The organism is Rufibacter glacialis, from assembly GCF_008271745.1.
In the GTDB taxonomy this organism is placed as follows: domain Bacteria; phylum Bacteroidota; class Bacteroidia; order Cytophagales; family Hymenobacteraceae; genus Nibribacter; species Nibribacter glacialis.
The window spans coordinates 774,488-787,260 of the sequence record NZ_VKKZ01000020.1; the positions used below are offsets into that span (position 1 = coordinate 774,488).

4 protein-coding genes are annotated in these 12,773 nt (G+C 51.9%); all 4 read right to left on the reverse strand.

The features are described from left to right. Positions 1–416: 416 nt before the first annotated feature. The 4 genes from FOE74_RS11455 to FOE74_RS11470 all read right to left on the reverse strand — a co-directional run bounded on the left by FOE74_RS11455 (position 417) and on the right by FOE74_RS11470 (position 12,767). On the reverse strand, positions 417–3,899 hold the full coding sequence (locus FOE74_RS11455) for a patatin-like phospholipase family protein (protein ID WP_225840776.1): 3,483 nt from the start codon (positions 3,897–3,899) through the stop codon (positions 417–419). A gap of 503 nt (positions 3,900–4,402) precedes the next feature. Beyond that, positions 4,403–5,395 carry a peptidoglycan-binding domain-containing protein gene (locus tag FOE74_RS11460; protein ID WP_149098724.1) on the reverse strand — a complete coding sequence of 331 codons (993 nt, stop codon included), beginning with the start codon at positions 5,393–5,395 and terminating at the stop codon, positions 4,403–4,405. A 745-nt stretch (positions 5,396–6,140) separates the two neighbouring features. Further along, positions 6,141–7,880, reverse strand: coding sequence for a hypothetical protein (locus FOE74_RS11465; RefSeq protein WP_149098725.1), 1,740 nt, complete (start codon positions 7,878–7,880; stop codon positions 6,141–6,143). Positions 7,881–7,913: 33 nt separating this feature from the next. Next, positions 7,914–12,767: a hypothetical protein gene (locus tag FOE74_RS11470; protein ID WP_149098726.1), complete on the reverse strand. Its 4,854-nt coding sequence runs from the start codon at positions 12,765–12,767 to the stop codon at positions 7,914–7,916. Between the last annotated feature and the right edge of the window lie 6 nt (positions 12,768–12,773).

Below are 12,773 nucleotides of genomic sequence, written 5' to 3' on the forward strand. Positions count from 1 at the left end.
CTGCAGGATTTTTGGTTGCGGAAGAAACCGCCTCAGGCTGTGTTGGGCCTTGATCTGAGGAACAGGAAGTGAAGATTAGTACGGCAAAAACGGAGGATAAGAAAGCGCTTATTTTCATTGGTCTATTGATCTTTTGAGAAGATGACATTTTCCTGGCACCAGGCTACACCTAAATTAAATGCCCAGGGTTCGTGGGGCAAAGTTCTTGGAAAGAGAAGAAAGTTTGCTTACATAATTAGAAGAACGTTTTACATAACTTTCTATTCTATAGGTTTACAAATAGAAAAAGGCTGGAAAAGGGCAAGAGAAGTTGATTTCCGTTTTTTAGGTACTTTTTGAAATAGACCCTGGTAACAGAAGGCTTCTTATTCACCATGTTCCTCCTTTGTACCAATCCCCGGGCAGCCACCTTTTCTTCATAAGAAGCGGTGATATGGAGGAACGATCTCTTTATACCATTTCCCCAATACTGGCTTGGTGTTACGCCCTCTTGTTGCTTGATGGGATTGCCCGGAGGCTGCATTTAATTTATCAAGCCCGAACAGAACCCTTACCTTGTCATCTTTCAAGGCATATTCCATAATGTGCAGCCCTAGTTTCCGGTAGCTTTCAAATTGGGCTTCGCTGAAAAACTGGTCTGCCGTGGACTGGTGCGGGAAAGCGGGAAACTCTTGGGCGTACTCGCGTACATCTACTGTTTCATCTCCCATCAAAGAAGACTTCAGATACACCAGTTTTCCAGAAGGCTTGCCAATAGGATCCTCCGGATACCAGATAGTCCCTACTGCGTAGTGCTGTGACGAGAAAGAAGTTTCCTTATTCCGGTTGGTGATAGGGGTTACGTCAATCTCGATTTCTACCCCAAAGTCTATCCGGCACCTTCTGATGGCGTTGGCCAGGCCGCCGCAGGTAAACTTGTCGTCCTGCTCCCCGTCTCCCATCACCACCAACCTAACCCTTCGCCTAACCAGTTCATACAACCCCATGTTATCAAAATGGGCCCCATCTGAAAGGCATACATAATCCCTTTTGGTATCAGTTTTTCCTAAAAGGTCATAAATCAGATACCCTAAGCCAAACCGGGGGTCTGCCCTCTCCCATTGGGCGCGCCGGGGGTTACCCATCCACCACCCAAGCCGGGCGTTGAAAATCGTCATCAGGAAGGCGGTGGCCGCCGAGGAATGGTACCCTTGGTTTGGATTCGCCGCTGCCCCCGAGATAGCCATGGCGGTGCCTATACCGGGGCCGCCTAAAGAGTTCTTATCTTCTGGATACGCGTAGTACTTGGTAGGCCTGAAGCCATACTCAAATGATTTGTTAGCGGCACAGGCAGAAGGCCGGTTGCGGCTGATGTCATACCCACAGTACAGGGGCGTGAACACAAAAGACTCGGCTTTGCGGTCTTGCCGGTCTAAGTCAGTGGCCTGGGTGGCATTCAAGGTGGTATTGATGATCAACAAAGGCCCCTGGTAGCCGAGGTCTGTTCGCAACTGGGCGAGCTTCAGGTCATCCTGGCTGTCAAAACCGGTGAAGGGATTGGCGGTAGCTGCCCGTTCCGTCTGGCGCCGAGTAGCGGCCATATACCCCCGCAGCAACCTGTTCCGATAAAAATGGTGCATGGAAAACTCGTTCACCCCTATTCTCCAGGCCAGCAGGCAGGTGAGGGCAGCCAAGGCGCAGAACAGACCCAAGGCTTTGTAAAGCACATCTGCCGGCACCTCTATATAGTCCATGGCCATGCCTATTACTTTTGAGGCAATAATGAGCATTCCTACAATAAAAAGATAGGGAGCCACCCGTACCAGAAGATCCTTCCAACGGGAGGTGTTGGTAGACGAGCTCTGGAGGGCAGGTGTGCCCGACCCAAAGGCAAACCTGACCGCTATTCCTATGAAGGCGAACCAACCACCGGCCAACGGCAGTAGGTAATGGTCATGCACTACCAGAATCAATTTAGGTCCCAAGAGGCAAATGGCCGATAAGACCACCCATGCTAACATGCCACGGTGGGCATGCGCCCCCATGCGTCCCCACCACTCCCGCCGGTCATCGGGAAAAAACTTACCCAACAGGGCCATCCTGGTAACCACCGTAAGGCTCAAAACCTCCATGATCAAAGGAGGGCCCAGGATGAACACCATGTTCACCAGAAACTCCTTTGACCTGACGAACTTTTCAAAGGTAAAGGGGGGCTCATATTGTGCCCAGGAAGGAGAAGATACGGATAAGGATAAATCAACCAGGAAATGTAACCCACTCCAAACCAAGGCCAGCAACATAACCCCGGCAAAGGCTGACACAACAGAGAAAACCACCAGGAGAAATATGGCCCCGCTTAATTTAAGGGTCGAATATCTGGGAAGGCAGGCATCATACCGGCCCAGGGCAGCCACCATCAAAAGCCCGAGTGATCCTATGATGGCAATAGGCCTAAGCAGGGTGAACCGATCCATCACTGAGATGGGGGCACTGCCATGTTCATTCAAGGCATTCTGGTAGATCCAACTGCTTACCATAAAAGCCAGTAAAAACCCAATGAGCAGCAGGCCACCCGTGATCAGATACGTTTTATTGGCTTTCAAGAAATTGACCGGGGGCAGATGCTGGCTATAGGAAGACATGCCCCTCCCGGCCAGAACCGCCCCCACCAGAAGGAGGCCACTGATCACCCAATGCACCAGGGAGGGGCTGGTGCCTGCGGGCCATAATTGCTGCCAAAAAATATACAGGCAAAGGCCAGCCGCTATAACAGTACAGAGTAAGAGCATGATGACCACCTGATTGAGCAGGGTATTGCGCAGCCAGGTCATGCCTACCGTCCAGGAGTCTGCCGACATGATGCTACTGTTAGGGGCCAGGTAGTTGCTGAACATACGGAGCCAATGGATGGGCTTCACTTCCTCTCCCATTGGGTCTGGTGACCTTTCAGGATTCAACCTGTCCTGGACTTTGAACAAAGAGCCTTCCCTTTCAATCCAGGCCGAATACCAGGAACCAATATACCCTCCCCCGGAAACCGTGGACAGGTAATCGAACTGAGGCAACACCCCGGCCTTGGATAACCCCTGGAGGATTCCCAGATTGAAAGTAGCCGACCGGATGCCGCCGCCCGAAAAGGCGAGGGCCCGCAACTCCAAATCTGCGGCCTGTTGAATGGGGTCTCCCCTTTTTATGGTACCTGGTTGCTGCCGTAGGGTTCGGCTGGCGGTTACTTCCTGTAACTCTTCTTTGAAAATGGTCTCAAAAGGTAAGGAAACCTTCTTTTCCAGAAGTCTTTTCACCAAGGTTTCATCTGATTCCAGCAGTGCCCTGGCTTCTGGGTCTGTGACCAAGTTCTCCTGAAGTTCCCGCTGTTTGAAGGCGCTGCAGTTCCCTCCCTCTATGGCCAGTACCACCTGCACCGGCATATATTCCAAGGCCTCTGCCAAAGAAGTGCGGGATTCCTGGGTATTATGAAGGACTAGCCGGAGGGCCACCCGCCATTGCTGAGGGGTTGGAAACGGTTTTACCTTCGTTTTTGGCTTAGGTGATGACCCATTTTTGGGCAGAAAAGTGGTGCCCGCACCCACTTCAAGCTCAAGATTGGTCTTTAATTCGGGGGCTCGTTTCTGGAGCCAATCCAGTAAGTTGGAAGAGATAGAAAGGAAGGTTGGGGCATAGTGGTTTTCCTCTCCGTCTTTTGGTTTCTTCAACCAGATCAGTTCTCTGGCCCGGTCCACGAACCGCTCATTGTCTATCACTTGTTCCAGTTGTTGCAAGATGCTTTTCTTGTCTTTCTCCAAAAGGACCACAGAATCAGCCCCATCTTCTGCCAGAACATTGGGTGTGGAACGCACCATGTCCTGCATCAACCCAATGATGGACACGGCCCTGGATGTTAAATCTAATATGGCATCCATAGTTGAAAATGGCTGGTAGGTGAGGAAAAGGAAGTAGAGGCAGAAGTAAGAGAATCTGGCGCAGGAAGCCCAGACCTAAAGGAGGCGTTGGAAACTAAACTTTCAGGCTGCTGCCTGCCACGTATGCCTTGCGTTGACGGACCAAAATTTCCATTCGGCCACTAAACCGGGGCTGGCCTTTCTTCAAAAGCAGTGAAGGCAACCTCAGGAAATTGACCTGGCCTTTTTCAGCACCCCATGTAAAGGTAGGTCCGTTGAGTTCTACCTGAGGGCTTAAACTGGGGTGCAGTTAATGACCATTCTTGCCTAGTTTGAGGCTTTCGCCTCACTGAAGTTGCAAACTTCAGCTCATTTTGGGTCCAAGTTGGAAACTTGAACCAGCTATGTTGTTAGAACTTGACGGCCCTGCCATGAAAAGGGGTTTCCTTTAACCGGCCAGGCAGAGAGTGGATGGCTTTCCCTGTTAACCCATTCCAGGGCAGTTTCCCAGCGCCAGGCTGGGTCTACTGTAGAGGATTGTGCAACTCAGAGAAAATAGGGGTGCTTGGTTCACCGACCAACTCCTCTAAGGGTGCATGATCCTTGATAGTGGGAAGCGTCAGGTTAAGGGCGGTTGCGGTATTGGGGCCCACTATCCCATCGCTGGCTTCCAGCCCAAAATGGGTAGCCTGAAAGTTGAGCACGGCCAATAGGGTCCTTACCCCAAAATCCATGTCCAACCGGCCTTCATAGAATTTCTTCTTGCGCAGTTCCTCCTGGAGCCTGGTTACCAGCTTTCCTTTTGAGCCATACCTAAGACGAGCCGTCAAGGAACTTGTGCCGTTCAGGGCTACTTTCTGGGCATCTCGCCCTTCCAGCAGAAAATAGGAAAAGCTGTCTTGCGGCAAGGCGTAGGCATTTCCGTGAAAAGCTTTCCAGGCCCCGGTATTGGGCTGATTTTTCCTGCTTTTACATTTGGGATACCCCACCACCACCTGGCACCCAGCACTAGCGTAACCATCACTCACCCCCATGCTCCAGGCGCTATGCAGGTTATCAAACGGCGACATGAATTCTACCCGGTCATGGACGTCAAAATCCAGATCATCGGCGGTTCGCCGGATGGGGAGTTTGTTCACCTGCCGGAAGGCCTCATGTCCGGAACGGCTTCCCGCATGGTGCACGCCTTTCCGGTAATCTTCATAAAAACCGGTCAGCAATTGGTTGGCCCCCATCCCGTTCCGGCTTTTCGCTTTGGAGACATAGGTCTGGCTAGGCACCGTACTTCCCGGAAAAACCGCGAATCCTTTGCCCGGAACCCATTGTCCCAAGGTACACCTGGGGTTAAGGTAGTTGATATTGGCGACCTGCAGCAGGTGCTTATCACTGAAAGAGTAATCATCCAAATCAATGGGGAGACACCCCCGCAAGCCAAAGAACACCATTCCCTTGGATGGCTTCACAAAACAGTTCTGGTCTAAAAGCTGTACCAAATGCTCTTCCCTAAGCTCAAACATGGCCTTCTGTTTTAGAGGTATTTTTGAAGAAGTCAGTTACAAATGGAAAGTATAGTTTACCCAGCGTTGTTAAGGCTTTTTACCCCGTGGTTGGGGAAACCGAGGGCGTTGTTTGGCACCTGGATGGAAACTAACGCTACGGTGCCTTTTGGTAAATCTTTTCCATTTCCCTTTCGCTCAATTTCCTTTAATGGTGCGAAAAGCGGTCAGAGTCATAAGGGCATTATCCCCTTATTGCAGTTCTATAGCCCAAAATCAGCTAGATTCTGCCCAACCAAAGTACTTACGTTTCAGGGGTGTATTTCTAAAAATTACTAAAATCGAAACAAACAGTAGGCCTAGGTTATGAATTAAGTAAGTTTACTATTAAAATAAGTAAAAATCAATACTTATCATCAAGGAAAATCTTGTTTTTTAGCTGCTTATATTAAAAATCCCATGAAACAGCTATAAAAGGCGTTCTTCTCTGTATCCAATTTGAATAAGCCTTTCAGCAGGAAATCAATCAGCTTCTACCTTTTCAAATTCGCTACAAACCAAAGTTGCATGACCGTATATCTTTAAAACTCTTCCCGTGTTTAGCGCCTGTTTTTAGCAAATCAGGCGCTAAATACTTATCTCAGCATACCAGGCCTCCCTCAAAAGTGCATCCATACTTCCTGCTTGAGCGAATATTCCTCCTGAGGAAGGCGCACATCGGTAGAACACCTTCTAATAGTTATTTTTCCGATAGGTATGATTCGCCCTAAGCCCGTTGGATGGGTAGGATCTGGTCAAACATCAGATTGGCCAATCCTTCGCCCCTTCCGGCTTGCTTGCGACGGCCTACCCACAGGTAGGTTTTTCCATTGAGCCAGCGGGTCCGTTGGAAATTCCTCCTGATGATCACCCCTGCCCTGGGAATCTCTTCCTCCTCAATAAAGAAAGTAGGCTTATTCTCTGACACTACCCGGCTGAGGGGCCTGGTGCCTTGGGGCATTCTGGCTCGTTGCAGCCTTATTTCCCGGGTCACCTCGCCTGCGGCTCCTTTTTTCTGCACCGGTAGAAAGGGAATCCAGTTATCAGGCACGGTATTTCCCAGCACATACCGAATCTGGGCTTCCGTTTCAAGGGGAGTGAATTCCTTCAGATCGGGCACATGCCGCTTCAGCATTCTGCCTGACCCCGCCTCTGAGGGCACCACCTGTTCAATGGCCCACACCATGTTAGACATTTCGTCTCTGATGAAGTTGACTTTTTCCAGGTCCTCCCCTTCCAGCAGTTTCCCCACGGAGGGGGCCATGTAAAAGACGCTTTCATTCACGGTGGCATTGTCCCTCTCGGTCTGGTGGAAAACGGCAAACTCCTGCCAGTTCATTTCAGGGTCTTTGGTGGTGGGCGCCACCAACTGGTGTTGGCCGAATACGTCTTTTACCACAATCCCTTCAATCTGGCAGATGGTGTTGATACCTAGTTCATACGGCAGGATAAACCAATCATTGGAATACGTGAGGCCATACTCAGCCAAAAGTAAGTTGAGTAAGGCGGTAGGCGATGCCTCTATCTTCCCGAAATCTGTTTCCTGGTCTTCCATCTGCCACAGGCGTGGATGAGGCATGCCGCTGAATTTAAGGGGAGTTGGGATAAACGTCTGTAATACCTGCTCGCCTGTGGTTGGCAGATTTGCGTTTCGGTTACTCCGGACGGTTTCCTGGTCGAAGTCTTTCCAGTCCAGGTGCCCTGAGCTGTACTGATCCGCAACCAACCGTTGGCTGGTTCCTGGCCCGTTGCTCTCCAGGGCGAAATTGTATTCCAGGTGTTCCGGTACCCAAGCCGCCTGGTCTTTGGCCGGCTGCTGGTACAGGTGCCCAAACCATTTGGTGTAAGCCCCCGCGATCTCTGTGAACAAAGCCCGATGCGAGTTCTCCAGCTGGGGCTCGGCGGCCACCCAAGACGCAAAACTGCCATTCTGAATCTCCTGGTAAATTTTATACCCATCTGGCAGCAACCCCTGGATTCCTTTGGTAAAATACCGGCCTTCTTCATCATCTGGCTGAACCTCGGCCGAAAGGACGTATTTGCCCAGCAGGAGAGGCAGGTATTTGTTCAGCTTAAAGGATTTCAGGAGCTTGATAAAATGCCTCCCCATTTGGGCTTTCAGGAAGATGGTGGCCTCCAGCGGTTCCTGCTCCACCAAGGTCTCCAGTGGGAAATCAGGTTTGTACGGAATCCGTTCCCCGTTTTTCAGGACGATTTCCTGCGGTTTGGTGTGTTTTCCTGAAATAGAGGCCTGAAACGGCGTACCGGCATCCTCCCCCTGGAATTCCCCGAACTGCCACTGCCGGCAAACCGTCCAGAGGGGATCCCTGATTTCCATGCGGAGGCTATGCCCAAAATCCTTGGAACGGGGGCTGCCTTCTAACCGGTTGTAATTGCTTATCAAAGGGAAGATGTACCTCTCCGCCTCTAATTTCACCTTGGAGATAGGGACTAATAGCTTTGCCATGGAGATTGCGTTATGGATAGGGAAATGCGGGGGTTATTGCGTGTACGGCCTGTAGAGCTCAAATTTCTGCCGGGCAATGTATTCCAGGAAGTTGTCATTGGAAGCCAGGTAATCCAGGGAAACATTCGCCTCTTTCACGTCAAACCGGGCCACGGTCATGGGGATCAGATTTTCCATGCCGGCATCAGCCATGAGGTGCGACGGCTCTACGGCCCGGGTCTTGGCCCGGGAAAGCGTATTGTTCAAAATGCCCAGCAAAACGTCCCAATTCCATTTGGCAGCCCCTTTGGGTTCTACCGCCAGCAACAGGGCATTGGGGGCCGAGGCATTGGGCTGGTCATAGTTGAAGGCGACGCCCGAGATCTCTTTGTCATTGGGAATGGCCTCTGTCCATTCATCAATCAGCAGAGCAGACTGCAGTTCCTCCACTTTCCTTGACTGGGCGCCGTGAATGGCCATGGAGATGGTATCATCCAGAATATCAAACTTCTCGCCGGTTTTCTCATTGATTTCAGGAAACTCCACCGCTAACCAACTGTTGACCTCCAACGGCGGGAACTGGGCTGCCGTGAAGGGGGTGTCGGTCTCTGCCTGGGCTTCTGACAGCATCCTTACCTGCTCCAGGTGCTTCATGTTCTGCCGGACGGCCGCCACCGATTCCAGCCAGGTCTCCACGGCCAGTTCGTTGGTGGTGCCCTGTACCTTGTTGATGTGGCGCAAGAGTTGGTTGCCTTCATCCCCCAAGACTTTGGAAACGTCGGCGGGATTGAGGTACCGGAAGCGGGGTATCACCAGGAAGTCGTCTCCCAGAACCGCTTTTACCGCCTCTGTGAGCCTGGTGACCTGGGTGTTTGGGTTGGTCTCAGAACTGGCCTTTGCCATTTTATCTTGGGCCAGTTGTAACCGCTGGTTGATGTTCTGCCAGACCCCGGCGGCAGCGGAAAGCAAATCCACCAAGCGGGTCTCTGGGCTGTGGCCTGCATTCTCTACAAAGGTGGTTTTAATGCCGTACAGAGGTGCCGTTGCCAGGAGTTGGTGCAGCTGGGCGCTTCCGTTGGCAGACACGGTAACTTTTTCCAAGACGCTGCGGTCGGCCCCTTTTTGATGATATTGGGTAAAAAGCCCCTGAAACGTGGTGGCTTGTGTTCCGGCCGTGGCACTTTCATTTGGCGCGGTGCTCTCCACCGTTTTCTGAAACAGGGCAAGGCTTTCCACGCAACGGCTTGCCCTGGTTTTCAGGTCGGTTACCTCCCAGCCATACAGCAGACCCGCGTCTTTGACTTCCGTTTTGGTACGGGGCGAGAAATCTTTGGCGCTGGCGGCGCGTGCCCCCGTCAACAGCACCCGTAAGGCCCTGAGCAAGGGAATAGCCTGGGCGAGTGTCCTCTTTCCGGGAGCTACCTCGGGCCCGAAACTTATTTTCAGCCTACTTTTGGCCGGCACCGGCGTAGTGGCGGTATAGACTTGTTCTAGCCGGGCCTCCAGTTCCTGGGCTCCGGACTGCCTATCTGTACCCACGGCATAGATCAAGTCAATGGGTTGCAGTTTGAGGTCAGCAAGAGAAACAGGCGCACTATTAGATTCCACTCCGTTTTCATCCACTAATGCGGCCGTGGCCAGGATATCAGCGGGATTGCCTATCATGGTGCCCAGCCATTGGTTTAACCCCGGTTCCAGGGCAGAACGCGGGCTGGGGTTTTCAGGCCAGTTTTTTCTTTCTGCGGTAGAAACGCCAGGATTGAAATGCATGGTAATCCGGTTGGTAAAGGAAAGGTGGGTGGTACGGGGAGTTCTGTGGAATTCAAGATCAGGCGGCATCTCCGCGTTCTTAACGGCATTGAGCAAGGCGGCGGTTCTATCGGTTTTTCCCTGGGTGGCCTGGTAAGCGGTTTCTGAGACTAACAGGTCATTGAGGGCATCCATGGTGTCTTCCAGCCGGTTTTTCTCTTTGAGCACCAGGGCCAGATGACTGGTATTGGGTACCACCGAGGCGATTTCCGCCTCTTTTGCGGAAACGATTTTTAGGCCGTTTACCACCGAATAGGCCGGCACTGTCTCCTGGGCCACGGTTCCTTGCTGCGGAATGGAAGCATGGTTGATGGGAAACTTCTCGCGGAAGCTCAGGATGTATTGGTTCAGGTTGTTGGCGGGGTTCAGGCTGGTGACCTCATGCAAGGCCCGTTCAAATTGATAGCCCAGCAAGGCCTCCAAAGATTGGTTGTTCTGGATGCCCTCATACACAAAAATCGCCCTTCTTACCCGTTCAGAGGAGAGGGTGATGGCAAAGTTGCCTGGGTCGGCCTTGGTGGCGTGGTTTTGGTACCCTGCCAGCAATACCCCTGCCGCCGTGGCGTGGTTAAGCGACGGGGTTTGCACGAAGCCCGCATTGGAGGCCACCTGGTAGACCGGTGCGCCGTTGGCAGGTTTCATGGCTTCTGGTACTTCCACCACTTTTTTCTCCGCTACCTTCAAATTCTCTACCCAACCATAGGCCCCTATGTAAATTCCTTCTGGGGCGGTTTTCCGGTTATTCTGGAGCCGTCTTTGGAACAGACCTGTCACCCAGGCGTCTAGACGGTAAGTGCACAAGTCTATATGGTCTGACAGGTCCTTATGCAACCGGGAGGTAGGCAGCTGGGCTAACACCTTCATGGCCCCTTTCATCTCCTGTAAGACCCGGCCCTCTGCGGCTTTATTCCCAGCATCTAAGAAATAGTCCCCAATGGGACCAACCACTTTCAGCTTGGCAGGGTCAATGGCCGATGGACTGCCCTGCAGCACTTCCCAACTGGTAATGTCTTTGAACTCGGTGCTGAAATTCAGCAAGCTCTTTTCAAAAGAGGCTTTTTTCACCAGAATGTTAGAAGTGAAATAATATTCCTCAGTGGCGGTTTGTAACTCCTGTAGAATAGAATGCCGGAGCATGAGGTAAAGGATACTGTTGGGGGGCCGGGTTCCCAGGTTGTGGACCAAAAGGTCGTTTAGCCGGTTGGCCTGGGAAATCCATTCAATGAAATTCAATTTTTGGGGTCCCAGCTTCTCCAGGAAGCGGTCTGGGGCTGGAGGAAGGCCGTCTACCAGCTTATCAAACGGAATGCTGTTCAGGGATTTATAGAAGTTGAGAAAGGTGATCATGGAATTATTCTCGTCCTCAGGTTTCACCAGCCCTAACCCTTGCAGGAAAGAAGCGGTGTTTTGCTGCTTTGCTTTGATGGCTTCCTCAAACCTGCTCCCGTTAGAGGAAGACAGCAGCACGTCAGGCAAATGTCCTAACCGTTGGTGGAAGGTCCGGGAACCGGCGTCTAGCCCCAGAATCTCCAGCATGGTCTCAGAAGCGTTTCCTCCTCTGCCTACATGGGCCACCTTCTCCGTGGTGATGGCATCCCATTTTTGCTGTAGTTTCTTTAAAACACCAGTTAAACCCTGACTGAAGACATCTCTCCCGTTTTCTTCCCAAGCCGTGAAATCGCTGGTCAGCAGCATGGAATAAGGCTGGTCTCCTATCCGGAAGGCGGGCAATGCCCCGGCGGCCGTAACATGGCTGGTAAAGAACTCCCGCAACAAGGTTTGCTGCTGCTTGCTTAAGATGGGCGCGGCTAAGATCTCCATGTAATAGCCAATGGTAGCCGAATACAGCGCCTGGTTCATGGCAGCGGCCTCAAACCTATCACGGATCTGGGCATGGTTTACCTCCTGGAAAAAAGCAGGGTTCACCCCCAGGGCCCTTGCCAGTTGGGCTGCATCTGTATTTTCCAGAGCAGCAGTACTGCTTGGCACCGGCCCCTCGTAATATCCCTTGGGTAGGTAATTCTCGTTTTTGGTGTAAGCAGACCCACTGCCCTGGGTGTTGTTGGTGGCACTTCCCTGCGGTAATAAACTGAAGCCCTTTCTGGAATACAGATGGTTCTCCAACACCTGCTCCAGCAAAACCTGGCTTTCTTTGGGAGTAGAGGATGAAAGCAGCCCCATCACCACCAGGCGCTCCACCTTACCGCCCCGCAAATACTCTGGCTTCATTGGGATCTTGAGGCCAAGCCCCTGCTCAACGGCCTTGTCAAAGTTGGCCAGCCAAGAGAAACTCTCGTCCAGTTCAATAGAAGTCCCTGATTTCTTGAAAGCAGCCTCGGCCAGGAACGGGTCAGGCCCTAGGAAAACCGTGTCTGGCACCACCGCTCCCACAAAGGTGTCTACTACTTTGTTGTCATTGATGAGGTGCACCGCAAACCTATCTGGTAGCAGTTGGGTGCGGGGAGCCATAGTCCACGCATGGGTTTTGGTTTGGGCTATCTCCTTGAATTGCACCTGGGCATCCGCTACCGCCAGATCAGCCGACCAATTCAAAGGCTGCGTCTGCTTTGCCACCCAAATGCCCCTTTGAGTCCCAATAGGCTTTGAGAAAGTGAGCCATGCCTCTTTCTTCAACGCTTCCTTCTTTTCTCCGCCCTCGCGGTTGGCGCGTACCAGGCTGGTCCAGTACTGTTTCCCGGCTGTTTTTTCATTTTCCGTTAACAATGGTTCATGGGAATGGATATGGAAGTCATCGGGGTAAATTCTCACCCACAGCTCCTGTTGCCCGGTGGGCAGGGTCACAAACCTGGTCTCCAAGCGAACGGGTAAAAACAGCACTGGAACCTCCCCTTTCATTTCGGCCGCCACCGCCCGATGGTTATTTAGTTTATACAGCGATTCTATCTCCTGCTGCAGACGGGCCTGGGCAATGTTATAAGCCTCATTGGAAGCCCGTATCTTTTCCTGGTTAGAACCAGATAAATTAGGGTTCTCTGATTTCTGGAGGAATGATTTGTCCAGGTACAGCTGGCGGGAGGCTGCGTCTACTTGTTTCCGGGCCTCGGCAATTTTCAGAAGGTTGGTATCAATGGGAGCCATAAGTAC

What these genes read in the sequence shown, in the direction of transcription:
- FOE74_RS11465 (WP_149098725.1), bottom strand. Translation starts at nt 7,880, where the DNA reads ATGGCAAAGCTATTAGTCCCTATCTCCAAGGTGAAATTAGAGGCGGAG.
- FOE74_RS11470 (WP_149098726.1), bottom strand. Translation starts at nt 12,767, where the DNA reads ATGGCTCCCATTGATACCAACCTTCTGAAAATTGCCGAGGCCCGGAAA.
- FOE74_RS11460 (WP_149098724.1), bottom strand. Translation starts at nt 5,395, where the DNA reads ATGTTTGAGCTTAGGGAAGAGCATTTGGTACAGCTTTTAGACCAGAAC.
- FOE74_RS11455 (WP_225840776.1), bottom strand. Translation starts at nt 3,899, where the DNA reads ATGGATGCCATATTAGATTTAACATCCAGGGCCGTGTCCATCATTGGG.